12 protein-coding genes are annotated in these 18603 nt (G+C 43.9%); 6 read left to right on the plus strand and 6 right to left on the minus strand.

The window, feature by feature from the left end; translation table 11 throughout:
* Positions 1–85: 85 nt before the first annotated feature.
* The 3 genes from glyA to JFC07_RS11875 form a co-directional block, all read right to left on the minus strand.
* Positions 86–1342, minus strand: a complete 1257-nt coding sequence (gene glyA, locus JFC07_RS11865; protein ID WP_068407595.1) for a serine hydroxymethyltransferase — start codon at positions 1340–1342, stop codon at positions 86–88.
* A gap of 311 nt (positions 1343–1653) precedes the next feature.
* Positions 1654–2154, minus strand: coding sequence for a chorismate--pyruvate lyase family protein (locus JFC07_RS11870; RefSeq protein WP_068407599.1), 501 nt, complete (start codon positions 2152–2154; stop codon positions 1654–1656).
* Between the two features lie 71 nt (positions 2155–2225).
* Positions 2226–3584, minus strand: coding sequence for a GNAT family N-acetyltransferase (locus JFC07_RS11875; RefSeq protein WP_198329110.1), 1359 nt, complete (start codon positions 3582–3584; stop codon positions 2226–2228).
* Between the two features lie 858 nt (positions 3585–4442).
* On the opposite strand from JFC07_RS11875, the gene JFC07_RS11880 reads away from it, so the two are divergent.
* Together JFC07_RS11880 and JFC07_RS11885 are read left to right on the plus strand one after the other, a co-directional pair.
* Positions 4443–6665: an NADP-dependent isocitrate dehydrogenase gene (locus JFC07_RS11880; protein WP_068407602.1), complete on the plus strand. Its 2223-nt coding sequence runs from the start codon at positions 4443–4445 to the stop codon at positions 6663–6665.
* 260 nt (positions 6666–6925) lie between these two features.
* Complete coding sequence (locus JFC07_RS11885) at positions 6926–7459, plus strand: potassium channel family protein (protein WP_068407605.1); 534 nt, start codon at positions 6926–6928, stop codon at positions 7457–7459.
* Between the two features lie 111 nt (positions 7460–7570).
* On the opposite strand, the gene icd is transcribed toward JFC07_RS11885, so the two are convergent.
* Positions 7571–8830, minus strand: a complete 1260-nt coding sequence (icd, locus tag JFC07_RS11890; RefSeq protein WP_068407608.1) for an NADP-dependent isocitrate dehydrogenase — start codon at positions 8828–8830, stop codon at positions 7571–7573.
* A gap of 507 nt (positions 8831–9337) precedes the next feature.
* On the opposite strand from icd, the gene JFC07_RS11895 reads away from it, so the two are divergent.
* Both JFC07_RS11895 and copM read left to right on the plus strand, forming a co-directional pair.
* Positions 9338–9964, plus strand: a complete 627-nt coding sequence (locus JFC07_RS11895) for a pseudouridine synthase (protein ID WP_068407614.1) — start codon at positions 9338–9340, stop codon at positions 9962–9964.
* A 274-nt stretch (positions 9965–10238) separates the two neighbouring features.
* Positions 10239–11081, plus strand: a complete 843-nt coding sequence (gene copM, locus JFC07_RS11900) for a CopM family metallochaperone (protein WP_198329108.1) — start codon at positions 10239–10241, stop codon at positions 11079–11081.
* A 254-nt stretch (positions 11082–11335) separates the two neighbouring features.
* Here the strand turns inward: copM and JFC07_RS11905 are convergent, their stop codons facing one another.
* Positions 11336–13306, minus strand: coding sequence for a M61 family metallopeptidase (locus tag JFC07_RS11905; RefSeq protein WP_227514988.1), 1971 nt, complete (start codon positions 13304–13306; stop codon positions 11336–11338).
* A 326-nt stretch (positions 13307–13632) separates the two neighbouring features.
* Between JFC07_RS11905 and JFC07_RS11910 the strand changes: the two genes are divergently transcribed.
* Positions 13633–14118 (plus strand): FKBP-type peptidyl-prolyl cis-trans isomerase, encoded by a 486-nt coding sequence (locus JFC07_RS11910; RefSeq protein WP_068407618.1) that lies wholly within the window; start codon positions 13633–13635, stop codon positions 14116–14118.
* Positions 14119–14601: 483 nt separating this feature from the next.
* Here JFC07_RS11910 and JFC07_RS11915 read toward each other — a convergent pair whose 3' ends face one another.
* Positions 14602–16812, minus strand: coding sequence for a carboxy terminal-processing peptidase (locus JFC07_RS11915; protein ID WP_198329109.1), 2211 nt, complete (start codon positions 16810–16812; stop codon positions 14602–14604).
* Between the two features lie 554 nt (positions 16813–17366).
* On the opposite strand from JFC07_RS11915, the gene nagZ reads away from it, so the two are divergent.
* Positions 17367–18437: a beta-N-acetylhexosaminidase gene (gene nagZ, locus JFC07_RS11920; protein WP_102076486.1), complete on the plus strand. Its 1071-nt coding sequence runs from the start codon at positions 17367–17369 to the stop codon at positions 18435–18437.
* The last annotated feature ends 166 nt before the right edge of the window (positions 18438–18603 follow it).

The raw sequence follows: 18603 nt of genomic DNA on the forward strand, positions 1-18603 counted from the left end.
CAAAAGTTGTGTCCAACTTATGGGGGTCAGTTCAATATTAAGAGCGGTTTTTTATATCTAACTGTTAAAACTAAGCATTTAAAAACTACTGGTTCTTTTCATAAACAGGAAGCTCTTTACAGATGGCTTCTACTTTGCCGCGTACTTCAGCAGCAACCTTTTCATCACCGCGGCTGTCTAGCACGTCACAAATCCAACCAGCCAAGTCGCCCGCTTGTGCTTCATTAAAGCCGCGCGTGGTAATCGCTGGCGTACCGATACGGATACCTGAGGTCACAAATGGCGATTTTGGATCGTTTGGTACGGCGTTTTTATTCACGGTAATGTGCGCATCACCAAGCCATTTATCGGCTTCTTTACCAGTCATTTCTTGCTTGACTAGGCTGATAAGCATCAAGTGATTTTCAGTACCGCCAGAGATGATTTCATAGCCGCGGTCTTGGATAACTTTTGCCATTGCTTTGGCGTTTTTGACCACTTGCTGCTGATAAGTTTTGAAGTTATCTTCTAAGGCTTCTTTAAAGCAAACCGCTTTTGCCGCGATAACGTGCATGAGCGGGCCGCCTTGATTTCCTGGGAAGACAGCAGAATTTAGCTTTTTTGCAAGCTTCTCATCACGTGCTAAAATCATACCTGAGCGCGGACCACGTAGGGTTTTATGCGTGGTAGTCGTGACCACATCGGCAAATGGTACTGGGTTTGGATAAACACCGCCCGCGACCAAACCGGCTACGTGTGCCATATCAACCAGCAAGTACGCGTCAACTTCATCAGCGATATCACGGAAACGCTGCCAATCGACCACTTGCGAATAGGCTGAGAAGCCAGCAATAATCATCTTAGGCTTGTGCTCTTTTGCCAAACGCTCAACTTCGTCATAATCGATCAGACCAGTTTCTTCAACCAAGCCATACTGTACGGCGTTGTAGTTTAGACCTGAGAAGTTGATATGCGCGCCATGTGTCAAGTGACCACCAGCGTCTAGGCTCATGCCAAGCACGGTGTCATTAGCGTCTAACAATGCTAAGAAAACAGCCGAGTTTGCTTGGCTACCAGAGTGTGGCTGGACGTTGACGTATTCTGCACCAAACAACTCTTTTGCACGGTCGATGGCCAATTGCTCAACCACATCGACGTGCTCACAGCCACCATAATAACGCTTACCAGGATAGCCTTCAGCGTATTTATTGGTCAGGTCAGTGCCTTGGGCTTCCATCACTGCTTGTGAGCAGTAGTTTTCTGAAGCGATAAGCTCGATGTGGTTTTCTTGACGCACGCTTTCAGCGGCCATGGCTTCAGCAAGTACTGGATCAAACTCTTTGATAGAAATATCTTTAAACATAGTGATGTCCTAGGTAGTGGCTATCGTTAATGGTGGTGCTCATTGAAAAGAGGCGAGTAATAAAAGAAGGTAAAATTGGCAAACGCAGACAATTAGCCTGGTTAAAAACCTGCCTAAATTGGCAATAAAATCGGTGCGCAGAAGGGCATCGACATCATCGCTATAGCTTAAGTGTAGCATGAAACTTTGTGCGATGAGCGCAAAAAAACCTCACGGAAAGCTGAGAGATTTAAATGGCGTTATTAGAGAAATAAATGCGCAATAAAATAAATGACTTACTGATTTTGTATATCAGTCTTTATTGTAATTATTTAATCACTCTTGGACAAAAACGCTGCTAAAAAAGTTTCACTAATCAGTATTTTACGCCCATACCAGTCATATAGCGTTTGCCGTTGCCAACCATTTGCCGTCCTTTCGATAGAACGTCGATTGGGCAAAGTACGACTGCGCTTAAACAACACATAGCCAATCGGCGTACCTTTTAGCTGCTGTAAACGGCGGGCACGCCCCTTCAAACTTGCTAGCGGGAAAACGCTTTGGGCTTGTACCCATGGCTGCTCATTATCGCCATATAACTGCGACTCGCGTACCCACGCCAATAACGGACGGTTTAACGCCGCGCCTTGCAAACCCAATTGCTTTTTTTGCGCCAAGGATAATAACCGATAGCCTTCAAAGCTGCGCTCGACGCGTAACGGCTGCCCTGCTTTTACTTCGAGCATGGCCGTCAGCGACCCTTCGGTATTAAGAAAATCTACTAGCTCAGTGGGAGCGGATGATGGAGCAGAACAAGAAAAATGAGGAGTCATAGTTTACAGCTGATAGAAAAGTATTAGGTAGGAAGTCATTGGGCAAAGATTAGCAAAAAAATGATCGAGGATTAATCAGTACTATCAAACGTCGGCATATTATCAATATTAAAGGGCAATGCTGCAAAGGCTTGCTTGCGATATTGCGCCATATGCATGCGGTCTTTTACACAGAAATTACTAATCGCCGGGACAAAACGCCCGTCGTAAATACGGTGCAACGAGTGAGTTTTGGTCGGAACAAAACCTCGGACTAATTTGTGCTCACCTTGGGTGCCGGGGTCAAAATACGTCAAACCTTGCTCAATCGCAAACTCGATACCTTGATAATAACACAGCTCAAAGTGCAGGCTATCATACTCAGCAAGCGCGCCCCAATAACGACCATAAAGCGTGGCGTTTTGGCTATTGGGGTTATCATAAAAAAACAAACTGCTAGCGATAATTTCACCATTGGCATCAAGCGCTTGCGCTAACATCAAATGCTCAGGCATGCTAGCAGCCACTCTTTTAAAAAAATCTAGCGTTAAATAAGGCTGCTGCCCACGTACCGCGTAGGTCATCACATAACAATGATAAAACGTCTGCCAATCCTCTGCAGTGATAGCAACCCCGCATTTACGCTGGCAAGAGATGCCTTGCTCGGCAACTTTACGCCGCTCAGCACGCACGGTTTTGCGTTTTTTGGCTCTAAAGGTTCCCAAAAATGCCTCAAAGTCGGCAAATTGTTTATTGTTTTGACTGACATTTTTATTTTGCCATAAAAACTGGCAGCCCTGCCGCTCAAGTATCGGTAGCTCAATCGGTTCTACTGTACCGCTATTTTTTTGATTATTAAGCGCCATTTCTATATCGGTATCAGTCGGCATTGACGCGTTAGCAATAGACGCCATCTCAGACGTCGCAAACAAACCATGCCAGCTAGAGGCCTCTACTTGCTGGGCGATATCATCAACGCCTGCGATAGCTGTCTTTAAAATATCCGTATTTAGCGTCTCACCTGCTGCCAACCAAAGACGCTGTCCCGTTACTGGTGTATAAGGCGCGCTAGTCACCAAACGCGGATAATAATCAAGACCATACTGCGCATAAGCTTGTGCCCACGCATGGTCAAAGACAAACTCGCCTTGATGATGCCCTTTAATAAAAACAGGCATAACGGCAATAGGCTGTCCTATTGGTTCTGAAGAAAGCGCTGGCTGCGCGGCATTACTTTTATCATCATTCGCATTATTATCAATAACGTTATCTGTCTCATTTGGCCGATAGATTAAGATATAAATCGGCAACCAACCTGCTTGCTCACCAATTGCGCCCGTCTCGCTCAGTGCTTGCCAAAACTCAAATGTCATAAAAGGCGTATCTGGCGTTTGCCAACGCGCCATATCCTGCCAGCTATTATCACTGAGTAACGCATATTGTAAATTCATCATCACCACACTATTTTTAGAATTTTTTCTTAAGCTCATTGGTTTTATCGTTTAGCCTAGCAAATATCAGCGCGTTTGCTGTCACAATTTGCAAAAAAGTAAAAATTATCTGGCGCTAAAATACTTTTATGAAGAAGGGTTATAAACAAAGGCGCATAAAAATGCCATACGAACAGATTACTAAGTCTTTTATTGATGGGGTGCAGGATTGTGTTTTGCTAGCGTTGGTATGTTAAAAACAGATACTCTAAAAAAGCTAATTTAAAAATAGATAATCTGACCATTTAACAAACAAGCTTACAAAAGTAAAAATAGCACTAAAAGCGTGCTAATTACACGCAAAAGATGATATTAAGGGCGAGGACTGGTAGAATAAGGCTATTATTAGCTTAATATAATTCAGATACATAGGGTATGAGCGAAAATAGTATACTTAGTTCAATATACAACATTGACATCATATCAGATTTATAGTGGATCAACTATAATATAGCGTCAGCCATTCGCGCTCAGATCATTGTAAATCATGAGTATTGAGTCGCTGGTTTGCATAAATTTTTAGCAACGGTCTTTTGAGTGTGACCTTTTATAATGTTTTATAATCACTCTTTAATAAAGCTGGTACTTGATCGAGCGCCTGCTTTATAAAGACGAATAAACGCAAATGGCTGGCGACGAAACTTTCTCGCCGTCATACTCGCTCAAGAATGGCACTAAAAGACGACTGATGTATTTGGACCTCGATTGAACCTCGAACCAACCCCGTAGACCATTATGGTATAAGGGCTGTATAAAGCTATTAAATGATACCGCAGCCTTATTAACCTCATTAATGACAACAAGGAATAATCTACTAACATGTCAAAAATTATTTATACAAAAACTGACGAAGCCCCAGCGCTTGCCACCTTATCATTTTTGCCGATTGTAAAAGCATTTGCCCAGACAGCAGGCGTCGACGTTGAAACCAGTGATATCTCGGTCGCGGCGCGTGTGTTGGCTGAATTTCCAGAATACTTAACCGAAGAGCAGCGCGTTCCAAATAACTTAGAAGCGCTTGGCAAATTGACTCAAGATCCAAACGCCAATATCATCAAACTACCAAATATCAGTGCTTCTGTACAGCAGCTAAAAGCGGCTATCAAAGAGCTACAAGGTAAAGGCTACGCGATTCCTGACTTTCCAGACGAGCCAAAAAACGCAGAAGAAGAAGAAATCCGTCGCCGTTATGGCAAAAGCTTAGGCAGCTCGGTCAACCCTGTATTACGTGAAGGTAACTCAGACCGCCGCGCGCCAAAAGCAGTCAAAAACTACGCGCGTAAACATCCGCACTCGATGGGCGAATGGAAGCAGTGGTCACAGACTCACGTTTCGCACATGCATAGCGGCGACTTTTATGACGGCGAGCAATCGATGACCTTGGATAAAGCGCGTACCGTGCGTATGGAGCTGTTGCTCGAAGACGGTACGACCAAGGTATTAAAACCAAAGATTGCCTTGCTTGATAAAGAAGTCATCGACTTGATGTTTATGAGCAAAAAAGCGCTGCTTGATTTCTATGAGCGTGAAATGGAAGATTGCCGCGAAGCCGGTATTTTATTCTCATTACACGTAAAAGCCACGATGATGAAGGTATCACACCCTATCGTCTTCGGTCACGCGGTGCGCATTTATTATAAAGACGCCTTCCAAAAACATGGCGCGTTATTTGATGAGCTAGGTATTAACGTCAATAACGGTATGGCAAGCTTGTACGAAAAAATCACCGAATTGCCAGCCAGCTTACGTGAAGAGATTGAGCGCGACCTCCATGCCTGCCAAGTACACCGTCCGCGTCTAGCGATGGTTGACTCTTCAAAAGGTATCACCAACTTCCATTCTCCAAGTGACGTGATTGTCGATGCTTCAATGCCCGCAATGATTCGTAATGGCGGTAAAATGTGGGGCGCTGATGGTAAATTATATGACTGTAAAGCGGTCATGCCTGAATCGACCTTTGCGCGTATTTACCAAGAAATGATTAATTTCTGTAAGTGGCATGGTAACTTTGACCCAACCACCATGGGTACGGTGCCAAACGTAGGTTTGATGGCGCAAAAAGCGGAAGAATACGGCTCGCACGACAAAACCTTTGAATCTAGCGACAATGGTATCGCACGTATCGTCGACATCGACTCAGGCGAAGTTTTACTTGAGCAGCGTGTTGAAAAAGGTGATATCTGGCGCATGTGTCAGACCAAAGATGACCCTATCCAAGATTGGGTGAAGCTTGCTGTTCGCCGTGCGCGCGAATCAGATACGCCGGTTATTTTCTGGCTCGACCCATACCGTCCGCACGAAAACGAGCTGATTAAAAAGGTTAAAACCTACTTAAAAGATCATGACACCAACGGTCTGCACATCGAAATTATGTCACAAGTTCGCGCCATGCGTTATACCTTAGAGCGTGTTGCTCGTGGTTTAGATACGATTTCTGCTACTGGTAATATTTTGCGTGATTATCTGACTGATTTGTTCCCAATCTTAGAGTTGGGCACCAGTGCGAAAATGCTGTCAGTTGTACCACTAATGAAAGGCGGTGGTTTGTTCGAGACTGGCGCAGGCGGTTCAGCACCGAAGCACGTACAGCAGCTGATCGAAGAGAACCATCTACGTTGGGATTCTCTAGGTGAGTTCCTAGCCTTGACCGAATCTTTAGAGCATTTGGCGAAAAATGATGACAATGCCAAAGCGAAAGTATTGGCAGACGCCCTTGATAGAGCGACTGAAACGCTACTGTTAAATGACAAATCGCCATCACGTAAAACTGGCGAGCTTGATAACCGTGGTAGTCATTTCTATCTGGCAAAATACTGGGCAGAAGAGCTGGCTGCACAAGATGAAAATAGCGAGCTAAAAGCACAGTTTGCGCCGCTGGCACAAAAACTTGAAGACAATGAAGCCGCTATCGTTGAGCAGCTGAATGAAGTTCAAGGCAAATCGATGGATCTAAAAGGCTACTACTTAGCTGATGAAGCATTGGCTGAAAAAGCCATGCGCCCAAGTCCGTTATTCAACGAAGCTATTGCTTCATTGTCATAAATACTTGGTTGTAAATAGAACCAAGCTGGCTGAACAAATCTTATTAAAGTCAGTTTAAAACAAACGCCCCAATAGTCCTAGGCTATTGGGGCGTTTTTATGGGTTCTGTGCTGCTTAAAACGTTCAAAGCAAACACCTACACCAATGTCTTACATAAAGCGCTCTACTGCTATGGTTAGATGACGCTAATGTTAAAATTATTTTTGAGCATTTACTGGGCCTGAGACTAAGCATAATACTGAGCGTATGGATGACATCTTATGATACTAGAAAAAATAACAACCGCCAGAGGAACTCTTTTTATTTATATCCTCACTGGCAGTTTATGGTATTTACTGACGCATTTTTTACCAGACAATAGGTGGCGCGATATATTTACTATCGGCCTTGCCTTTTTATTTTGCGGTATTTTTATGTGGTCGCTATTTAGCACCTTGCAGCGTATCTATGGCGATGATGGCAATTTATGGAAAGAGCTTGCGATGACAACGCTCAATGTCTTTTTATTTTTGCTAACCTTCTCCGCCCTTTATTACGAAGTGGGCATCGTCGACACCACACGCGACGGTAATCCTATTTCGCAAGATTTTTGGGCGTGTTGCTATTATGCTGTCGTCACTTTTACTTCAACAGGCTATGGTGATTTTCGGCCGCAAGGCATCACTCGGGTTTTTGCAAGTTTACAGGCGTTGATTGGCTACTTGGTGCTCGGTTTAATGGCTTCAACCAGCTTATCGGTGGTTAAATGGACAGCGAATGGTAGCGGTAAAAGTCGTGGTAAAAATGACAGTTAAATTGAAATTCAATTATAAGTATAAAAAACATAAGCACAAAAAACCATCTATAAAAATATAGATGATTTTTTGTTTGCGCTATAAATTATAAAATCACATGGTATAAAGCCCTTACGCATCCATATGCTTAATAATGGCTTTGCCAAACTCGGAGCTACTAAGCAAAATAGCATCTGGCATCAAACGCTCAAAGTCATAAGTCACGGTTTTGTTTTTAATCGCGCCTTTGATACCTGCGATAACAAGATCAGCCGCTTCTATCCAGCCCATATCACGCAGCATCATCTCCGCCGATAAAATTAACGAACCTGGATTGACCTTATCTTGACCGGCATATTTAGGCGCTGTGCCATGAGTGGCTTCATAAACAGCGATTGAGCCGCCCTTATTGGCACCCGGCGCGATACCGATACCGCCAACTTCAGCAGCGAGCGCATCAGAGATATAATCACCGTTTAAGTTCAAGGTTGCAACGACTGAATATTCGGCAGGGCGCATCAGGATTTGCTGCAAAAAAGCATCAGCGATGACGTCTTTAATGATAATATCATTACCGGTTTTTGGGTTTTTCATCGTCATCCAAGGCCCGCCATCGAGTAATTCAGCACCAAAACGTTCAGCGGCAAGCTCATAGCCCCATTCTTTAAACGCGCCTTCGGTAAACTTCATGATATTACCTTTATGCACGAGGGTGACGCTCGGTAAGTCATTATCGATGGCATGTTGAATGGCTTTACGTACCAAACGCTGCGAGCCTTCTTTTGATACAGGCTTGATGCCGATACCGCAATCATCTGAGAAACGTATTTTGGTTACGCCCATCTCTTCCTTTAGGAATTTAATAACTTTTTTGGCGTCATCACTGCCCGCTTTCCACTCGATACCGGCATAAATATCTTCTGAGTTTTCGCGGAAAATCACCATATCGGTCAGCTCTGGGCTATGCACAGGGCTTGGTACACCTTCAAACCAGCGCACGGGACGCTGACAGACGTACAGGTCAAGCTCTTGCCGTAGCGCGACGTTTAATGAGCGCATACCGCCGCCAACTGGCGTGGTCAGAGGCCCTTTAATGCTTATGACATACTCGCGCAAAATCTCTAGCGTCTCGGTCGGCATGTATTCGCCGTCGTAAATCTTAGAAGCTTTTTCGCCGCAATAAACTTCCATCCAAACGATCGATTTTTTGCCTTGATAGGCTTTTGCTACGGCGGCATCGACGACTTTAATCATCACCGGCGTGATATCGACGCCAATGCCATCGCCTTCGATAAAGGGAATAATCGGATGATTAGGGACATTTAGGGACAGATCAGCGTTGACGGTTATTTTTGCGCCGTCTCTTGGGACGATAACTTTATCATAGGGCATGGGATCAAACTCCTTTTATACTTATATATTGGTTGCGCCAGTTTCCTTGGCGTTCTGTTATGCTAGCTAAAACATTTTGGCTTTAAAATGGCAGTATGCTAGCGAGTTAAATACCAACCATTTACGTAAAATCCCCCTAAGCCAATAGGTTTAAAAATATGTTAGAGAGTTATTTTAAAAATCCTATTTTTTGCCATTATTTCTATGACTAAAGCACCAAAGTTGCGTAAAGCAAAAATGTTGATTGTTATAATCTCTATCAGATTAATGACATAAAAATATCACCATTTACCTTAAATAGTGTACTAACATAAAAGCATGACTGATAATTTTTCTTTTGCATACGACAGTTTTACCAATCAATATTATAAATACCACAATGCTAACAAGGTTATCTTTTAACCACAATCCGTTTTTTACTTTTGCGTAAAAACATTTTAGACTGCCGTGCACGCCATTTGTTAACCATGTTGTAGCTATCAATTTATTTTTAGGAAATGCCATTTTATGTCGACCTCTAGCCTAGTTTTATTCAACAAACCTTACGGCGTCCAAAGTCAATTTCGTGATGACAGCAATAATGACCACACCACCCTTTCGCAGTATTTTACTGACAAATCGCTGCGCGTTGCCGGCCGACTTGATGCCACCTCAGAAGGCTTGCTGATTTTGACCAGTGACGGACGGGTAAATAAAGCCATTACTCAGCCTCCGTCAGCCAAGAACTTCGCCCAAAACAAGCAAAAACAAGGGAAGACTTATTTGGTACAAGTCGAAGGTTTGGTAAGCGCGGCTCAACTAGAGCAATTGACGGCGGGAGTACATTTAAAAGATGGCAAAACCTTACCAGCAGTTGCACGACTGGTTGAGGAAGGTGATTTGCCGATTGACTTATGGCAACGTAATCCGCCCATTCGCGAGCGTAAAAACGTGCCGACCTCATGGCTTATGCTAACCATTTATGAGGGCAAAAATCGCCAAGTAAGACGCATGACCGCTCATGTGGGACTGCCTTGCTTGCGTCTGATTCGTTGGTCGGTGGCAGGATTTGAGCTTGGTTCGCTTGGCGTTGGTGAGTTTGTGCGTATTCACCTAAATAGTGAGCGCTGTCGGCAGTTAGGGATTGTCGATTAGATTAGCGTGGCAAATTAAACCTTATCCGCTTATATGAGCCAATTTTGCTCTGATTTAAATATTACGACTTATTAAACGGCGCGTCTCGAACGCGTAAGGTTTATCTGTTAAGATGCAAAACTGCGCTGACTTGCCAACCTTGCCGTATTTTCGCGTTTTATATCGCCGTATTTTCGCGTTTTATATCGGTTTAAATTTGGCCATTATTTATCTTGTTTTCTGTCTTATTTTTCGTTGAGCCTGTTTCCTGTTTTTTTGATAGTAAGGATATATCATGATTGCCTCTCGTCATTTTGCTTTGTTTGCTACCAGTGTGGCTACTACCCTGCTGCTAAGCGCTTGCCAGCCAGCAACTGAGGATAATGAGGTAATGCCAATAGAAAAGGTCACTCAAGCCACTAATGAACCATCTGAAACAGCTCCCGAGGTTGCCCATGCTGAGCACGACATGGCTGCCAATGATGAGGCGGTAAACGCTGAAAAAATGTCAGATACGCTGAAAGACTACACTAAAGCTATGACCAGTATGCATAATGAAATGATGGTTGGCATGGGTTATAACGATCCTGATACCGCCTTCGCCAAAGGCATGCTCGGCCATCATCGCGGTGCGGTAGATATGGCAAAAATCGAGCTAAAGTACGGCACTGATGAAACCATGCGTAAACTTGCCCAAGACATCATCGACTCACAGCAGCTTGAGATTGATATTCTTAATAAATGGCTCGCAAGCCATCCTGATGCGCCCAAGCTAAAACCCAATACCGAAGCCATACAAGAAGCGTATGCAAAGGGAATGAATACCATGCATAGCGATATGATGCTCGGTATTGCTGAGCCTGTCGCTGATATGGCATTTGCGCGCGGTATGTTGCCACATCATCGCGGCGCGGTGGACATGGCAAAGGTACAGCTCCAATACGGTACCGATGAAGAAATGCGCAAATTGGCACAAGACATTATCGATGCTCAGCAGCCTGAGATTGAGCTGATGCAAAGCTGGATTGCGGCAAATAAAGCGCCTGACACAGCGATTACAGACTCCGATAAAGCTGTTATCAATGATGAAGCAAATAATAAAGAAGCGATCAAAGAAACCACTAAAGCGACAAGTTAAACAGCTATAAACTCTTAACTATTGCTTATAGCACTCCGAATATTAAAAATATAGGTGGTGTGTCAAAAAGTATGCTGATTAAAACTTGAACAGTTTTTGAAGCCTTGAAAGCCCTATAGAATCAGAGAACTTAGCATAGATTTTTTATTGGCTTCTATCGCCAGCATACTTTTTAGAACACCACCAAAATATAAACCCTTGCTAAGCTGCGTACTTAACAAGGGTTTTTAATGTCTTCACGCTTTATTATTTATCTATTCACTTTGATAGCGTGCTAGCGCATTTAGCCATGTATCTTCAGTATTGGCATACCCTACAGAGTTACTATCGTCTTCACAATCTGTACTCGCCCTTGCTAACCGTAAGCTGATGCTATGCGGGAAAACTTTTTCATTATAGTCATACGTATTATTATCCACCAAATCAGCTTTAGGCAAAACTTCAACTACCATTAGCTCATCACGGCGAAATAAATGACATTGCACAGCACGCGTGGCAGCACTAAACGTTGCTAATTGCTTAGTGTCTGCTTTGATACCGTCGATAGCGACAATGATGTCATGCGCTGAGATACCCGCCTTGGCAGCCGCACTATTACGGCTGACACGATTAACCTTTAATCCCAGCGGTGTCTCACTACAACGCATGCCCCACGGTATGTTTTTATCTGCCGTCTCTTTGGTGTTGGTATGAATCTTAATACCATTGGCCACTAGCAACGCCTCTAGTGGCAGCTCCTCTACGTCATTGACATAACGGCGCTCAAACTCTTCCCAATCTGCTAACGGCATAAATTGTCCGATAACTGCACCCATATCGGCGCTACTGATACCGATGCGTTTATTATCATTTTGTTTTGCTTGGCTATAAAATTCTTTAACCACATCAAATAAATGATAACGCCCATCGCTTTTTGCAAGCAGGGTCAAATCCAAGCATAACGCCACCAATGCGCCTTTGTTGTAATAACTGATACCTGCATTGCCGGTATTTTCATCATTGCGATACAGCTTAATCCAAGCGTCAAAGCTTGACTCGGCAACGCTTTGATGCGCACGTCCTGGGGTTTGATAGTAGCGATTGATTTGTTCGGCAAGCAATCTAAGATAGCTTCCTTTATCAATGACGCCTGACGCTTGCAACATAAAATCATCGATATAAGAGGTAAAACCTTCAAATACCCAAAGCAGCGGCGTAAAGGCTTCGCGGCGTAAATCCACATCTAGCATCACATCTGGACGCACGGTTTTGACCCACCACGCATGAAAATACTCGTGACTGCATAAGCCCAAAAAGCGTTGATAATCGGCACTTGGCACTTTTGGCTCATCAGCATTAGGCAAATCACGACGCGGGGTAATCAAACTGGTCGAGTTGATATGCTCAAGCCCGCCATAATCCTGCCCACTGGCAAAGGTCATAAAGGTATAATTGTTAAAGGGCGCATCGCCAAGCCAATCTAAATAAGTCTGACAGATTTGAGTAACATCTTGCTGCAAGCGTCCCATGTTAGCGCTATGCTTACCTGAAAGATAAAAATGATGGCTAAGCGTCTGATGGCTATTATCTTGAATGATAAAATCAAAGTTATCTTGTTCGGCAAACTCAAACGGATGATCGATCAGCTCATGATAGCTGTCTGCTTGTAGAGTATATATTCGCAGCTTATCAATTTGCGACTGTACTGCCTCAAGTCCACACGCCAAGCGCACAAGACTAGCGTCTTTATCCGCTAAAAATGCAGCTGGCACGATTAAATCAACTTCTACCCCTTGTTGTTCTTGCCCATCAATCGCTAAGGCCAATGAGGTAAAATTGCCATACAAACGCTGCTGGTCGACATACGCCGTACGCACCGATAAATCATAACAATATACTTCATAATGAAGGCGTATACGTTGTGCTGCCCGCGCCTCTGGTAACTGCCATGTATTTTTATCTGTTTTTTGCGCGCGATACGTGTTGATTTGTTTATCGTTAGAAACGACTTGACTGTCTAAAATTTCATAATGCACTGCGGTTATATTACGGGCAAATTCACGCATTAAATAGCTACCCGGTATCCAGGCGGGCAACCATAAACTTGGCGCGTCGGTATTAGCGGTGAAAGTCAGCGCGACATCGACCAAATGCTCCAAAAACCGCGCAAAGTCGAATTGGTAAAAGACATGAGCGGTTGGCTGATTTAAATTATTAATCGGTGAGATTTGAGAAGATAAATTCATAATCGTTATTATCCTTATGTTTATGACTATGGTAGAAGCCATCATGCAAAAACGCAACTAGCAAACTTTAGCCTCTTACCTTTACCAACGGCCAAAACTGAAAAATCATATTTATTTACATTAATTCGCCCAATAATTGCTATTTTTTCGGATTTTAACCTTGAAACCGCTGGCAGGCATCGCAATTAAAGATGCTAACTGCTAAAGTTACCCTAATAAACTGATGATAATTGACTAATGACGTGGCTATTTGGCTGGCTGATTGGCTTTTTTAGGTTTATTGCAACCGTATTTAAATTTCAATAACGACATATTTAGGATAATTTATGACTACTATCGCAAAAGACACTGCCGTCAAGTTTAACTACACGCTAAAAGACGACGAAGGCAATATCCTTGACCAGTCTCCAGAAGGTCAACCGCTTGCGTATTTGCATGGCCATAGCAACATCATCCCAGGTCTTGAGCAACAACTAGAAGGCAAATCTGCTGGCGAAAGAGTCAATGCCGTTGTAGAGCCTGCTGATGGTTACGGTGAATACCAAGAACAAGCGGTACAACATGTACCACGCGAAAACTTCCAAGGCGTTGATGATATCCAGCCTGGTATGCAGTTTCAGTCAGAAGCTGGCGGTCAAGTGATGCTAGTAACTGTGACTGACGTAAACGATAAAGAAGTGACGGTTGATGCAAACCATCCGTTAGCTGGTAAGCGTTTGACGTTCGATGTAGAAATTCAAGAAGTACGCGCAGCCACTGAAGACGAGCTAAACCACGGCCATATCCATGGCGCTGGTGGCGTTGAGCACTAATATCTTCTTGAGTTTGGCGTAAAATTTTCAGACGATAAAATGCTTAGGCGAATAGTTAATTATTAATGAATAGTTATTGATAATGTTAGCGTCGTCTAGCTATAAAGGTCAGTAGAGCAATCTACTGACCTTTTTTTGGATAAGTTTTAGAGATTACAGACGTAACAAAGCCGCATAACAACAAGTATTATGCGGCTTTTATCACCAACCATCCATGTTAATGTTATCAGATACTTAATCCCGGAGCATCTTATAACGTACAGGCATCCAGCCTTATCTTCCCTAATCAGCAAACCACCTATCCCTGATGCGACCTTTGCGATACCAATCCCTAGTATCTATGAACCTTTTCGTTCAATCGTGCCGTACAGTTATAATCGCAGATTGGCATGAGGTAAGTAAGAGGTCTAAACGTCAATGCGTGTAAGCATATGCTTACACGCATTTTTATTGCCGATAATGACTGTTCAACAGTTGCAATCTTTATAGCTTTTCTTCTGGGCTAGCCTGCACCTTTGGATCAGCGCTAAGCATGATATAAGCCGCTTCCTTAATGAAGGCTTCATCCTCAGGTAGCTCAGGACGCTCGCTTTCTTTCATCTGACTGCGCTCTTCAAATTTTGCATCCATGGCCGCTTGATAAGTATTCCAATTGGCATAAGGACGCTCGCCCGTTGCAATTAGGCGTTTATTTTCGGCTTCCAATGAGCGTTTTTCTATCAGCTGCATTTTGGCGCGGCGACTATTGATATCAAGAGGAATCGGTTTTTTCTCATCTTCCATATTACGAATATCATTCAGCGTCGATAGATACACAAAGTGCGGGTTTTTCTGCTGACGGATTTTTGATTGCTGATTTAGCGTTGCTAAGGTATTGGCAGAGAATTTACCTTCAGGCTTATAAGGGGCAGTTTTAATCGTATCCCATGGTAAGGCTTTTTTCTGCGCGCGCTCGCCAAAAGTCGCATCATCGTAGATATTGACCAATTCAATATCAGGGACCACGCCTTTATTTTGCGTACTACCGCCAGTGACGCGGTAGAACTTACGCTGCGTGAGCGTCGCTGTACCCAAAGCCAAGCTGTCTAGCTGGATTTGCGCCGAACCTTTACCAGTCGTGGTGCTACCGACAACGAGGCCGCGACCGTAATCCTGAATCGCAGCAGCAAAGATTTCACTGGCAGAGGCAGAGGCTAAATTGGTCAAAACAACCACTTTGCCGTCATAAAGCTGTTCGCCGCCATCGTCATCGCGGTAGACTTGAATATTGCCGCGATTGTCGCGAATTTGCACCAATGGGCCGCTTTTAATAAAGAAGCCGAGCATTTTGGCGACCTCATCGAGCGAGCCGCCTGGGTTATTACGTAAATCAACCACTAGACCGTCGATATTTTCTTTATTAAGCGCTTTAAGGGCTTTTTCGGTATCGTCACTGACACTACGGTACTCTTCACCATTGCGGCGCGCGCGATAGTTGAGATAAAAACTTGGTATCTCAAGCACACCGATACGTTTTGGCGTTTTATCGATATTGGGACGCTGTACTTCAACGACACGCTGTTTTACGCCCGACTCTTCTTGCTGAATAATATCGCGGACCACGGTTACATTACGGGCGCTGGTATCGGGCGTATTTGGTTGACGCACCTTAATGGTCACCGAGGTGCCGCGTTTACCGCGAATCAGACCGACGATTTCACGTGTTGACCAGCCAACCACATCAACCATATTCTCGCCGTCTTTGGCAATACCAATAATCAAATCATTGGGCTTAATCTGCCCAGATTTGGCTGCTGGGCCACCATCTACCAAAGTGACAATGCGGGTATAATCTGGGTTTTTACGGTCAGGACGGATAGAAACCCCGATGCCTTCTAATTGCAGACTCGATTGAATTTGCAGCTCATTGGCCTGAATTGGCGCATAATAATTACTGTGCGGGTCATAAGTGAGCATCGCCGTATTTAAGATGGTTTCCATGATTTCATCATCTTTTAGACGCGCAAGCTGCTCTTGCTGACGCGATAAGCGGTTGAGCAAAATCTCACTTGGCGTGCGCTCATCATTACGCAGCAAGTCTTGGCCGCGCGTAATATCAGGATTACTTAAAAAGACTTTCTCTTTCGCCTTTTCATCTTCTTGGCCTAAAGTAATACTCATCAACTGAAACTTCAGCTGACGCGTCCAATAGTCGCGCTGTTCTTTTTTGATTTTAAAATGACTGAGCTTTTCGCGGTCAAGGACGATGCTATCTTCACTGGTTAAATCTATCTTGGTTTTCAGCAGTTGTTTTGATAGAGTAAAATATTCATTAGAGCGCTGACGGTAACGCTCAAAAATCGCCACTCCAGCCGATAGGTCGCCACGTTTTAGGCGCGCGGCAAATTCGTCGGCATATTTCTTCTTAAATTCATCGACATCAGATTGCAAAAACAAGGTATGGTTTGGATCGAGACTGTCAATATACATAGACAAAATCTCGCTACCCATGGCGCTATCGAGCGGCTGATTGAGATAATGGCTGCGATCCAGCAAGGCCGCTACTTGGCGAGTGGTAACCTGTTGCTCAGGGGTGGCTTTAAAGCCTGCTGTATTGCTATCAGCCACTGCGGTGCTGTAGCTTTGAGTGAGGATAAGACCAGCGACGCCCACTGACGCTGCACTGAGTAACCACTGTGCTGGTTGTTTTTTCATCGTATATACCTAATTATTTTAAGTTAAAAGTATGCTGAGTTGTTATTACCAATAGAGGGTAGTTATTAGACTATAAGCCAAAAAATGTCGCGATTTTTCACCCTATTATATTTACCATTAAACCATAGGTTACGCTAGCATTAAAAGCAGGCAAATATGGGATAATGATCTTAGAATAGGTCCTTATTTTCATTGTTAAAAATCAATCAATACTAGCACAGCTATAAATATACCACTGTCTCAATCTGTATAAACAATCTTACACGCGGTCTGGCTATTTTGTAGCGCATCCATTGTTGCATTTGGTTATAAGCGTGAATCATCTTGTTTAAACTTATGATTTAAACCTAATTTATTTAAGCCAAGCAAACCGCCATTATGCGCATATTGCAATCACTGGCATAATATAAGGTAAAAGTGAGTAGCGCCAAACCGTCCGCAACAGAAAGATTATCCATAAGAAAAAACCGTCTCATCTCTAAGCTCTGTCTCGATTTGACTTATAATGTAGTACAAATGAGAAAACCACCCTCTAGCCTGATAAGGATTACGCAATGTACGGCGTTTTAATGATTGATATCGATAGTACCGCACTGACTGCTGAAGATGTCAGTTTAATCAAACAAGCACAAGTCGGCGGGGTGATATTATTTGCCCGCAATGTGGCAGATGCGGCGCAAGTGCGAGCCTTGTGTGACGATATCCGCCAGCACAATGCCGATTTATTGATTGGCGTCGATCAAGAAGGCGGCCGCGTTGCCAGATTACGTCAAGGTTTTACGCCATTACCGGCGATGGGCAGGCTCGGCGAATTATTTGACCAAGACCCTAGTCGCGCCTTGAGCCTTGCTTACGATTGTGGTTATTTGATGGCAGCAGAAGTATTGGCGGTCGGCATTGATTTGAGCTTTGCGCCGGTGCTCGATAGAGGCGGCATCAGCCAAGTGATCGGCGATCGCAGTTTTCATCAAAATCCGCAAGCCATTATCGCTTTAGCAAGCCAGTTCATGCGCGGTATGAAAGCGGCGGGTATGGCAACCACCGGTAAGCACTTTCCCGGTCATGGAGCCGTCGCGCCTGACTCGCATGTGGCAGAAGCAATCGATACACGTAGTTTAGATGAGATTATCAATAGCGACATGCAGCCGTTTGCGCAGACGCTGCCTTGGCTTGATGCCTTAATGCCGGCGCATGTGATTTTTTCACAAGTCGATAAAAAACCCGCTGGATTTTCAAAAATTTGGCTCAAAGACATCATTCGCAAACAGCTGAATTTTGATGGGGTTTTATTTTCTGATGATTTATCAATGGCTGGTGCGCAAGCTGCCGGTGATGTCAGCGCCCGCGTCAAAGCAGCAATTGAAGCAGGCTGCGATATTGCTCTTGTCTGTAATGATCGCGTTGCTGCTCACGAAGCCGCCAGAGCAGCCCAAGAGCTACCCTATCCTGACCAAAAACGTATCAAAGCCATGCGTGGGCAAATACCTGTTTGGCAGGGCGACCTTGAATCAACGAGCCAGCAGTTTGACTATTGGCAACAAGCAAAGGAAAATATCTTACAGACCTTTTTTGCCAGTCAAACGAAAGCACCTACTGAGTCAAAAGATCCAACCGCTTATAGATAATTCATTTAACCAAACCAGCTTTATTCCAGTCTTACTTGATGCAAGAAAAAACCGCACCTTAAACCTAAGATGCGGTCTTTTTAATATTAATACTAGCTATTTATAAATAACTACCCCACTCTCAACTTCGAAAGTGATTGAAAAAAGAAGAGCACCTCACTAATCT

Origin of the sequence: Psychrobacter faecalis (assembly GCF_016107575.1) — a bacterium.
In the GTDB taxonomy this organism is placed as follows: domain Bacteria; phylum Pseudomonadota; class Gammaproteobacteria; order Pseudomonadales; family Moraxellaceae; genus Psychrobacter; species Psychrobacter faecalis.

Coding starts and splice junctions, on each gene's coding strand:
- glyA (WP_068407595.1), bottom strand. CDS start 1,342: ATGTTTAAAGATATTTCTATCAAAGAGTTTGATCCAGTACTTGCTGAA.
- JFC07_RS11870 (WP_068407599.1), bottom strand. CDS start 2,154: ATGACTCCTCATTTTTCTTGTTCTGCTCCATCATCCGCTCCCACTGAG.
- JFC07_RS11875 (WP_198329110.1), bottom strand. CDS start 3,584: ATGAATTTACAATATGCGTTACTCAGTGATAATAGCTGGCAGGATATG.
- JFC07_RS11880 (WP_068407602.1), top strand. CDS start 4,443: ATGTCAAAAATTATTTATACAAAAACTGACGAAGCCCCAGCGCTTGCC.
- JFC07_RS11885 (WP_068407605.1), top strand. CDS start 6,926: ATGATACTAGAAAAAATAACAACCGCCAGAGGAACTCTTTTTATTTAT.
- icd (WP_068407608.1), bottom strand. CDS start 8,830: ATGCCCTATGATAAAGTTATCGTCCCAAGAGACGGCGCAAAAATAACC.
- JFC07_RS11895 (WP_068407614.1), top strand. CDS start 9,338: ATGTCGACCTCTAGCCTAGTTTTATTCAACAAACCTTACGGCGTCCAA.
- copM (WP_198329108.1), top strand. CDS start 10,239: ATGATTGCCTCTCGTCATTTTGCTTTGTTTGCTACCAGTGTGGCTACT.
- JFC07_RS11905 (WP_227514988.1), bottom strand. CDS start 13,306: ATGAATTTATCTTCTCAAATCTCACCGATTAATAATTTAAATCAGCCA.
- JFC07_RS11910 (WP_068407618.1), top strand. CDS start 13,633: ATGACTACTATCGCAAAAGACACTGCCGTCAAGTTTAACTACACGCTA.
- JFC07_RS11915 (WP_198329109.1), bottom strand. CDS start 16,812: ATGAAAAAACAACCAGCACAGTGGTTACTCAGTGCAGCGTCAGTGGGC.
- nagZ (WP_102076486.1), top strand. CDS start 17,367: ATGTACGGCGTTTTAATGATTGATATCGATAGTACCGCACTGACTGCT.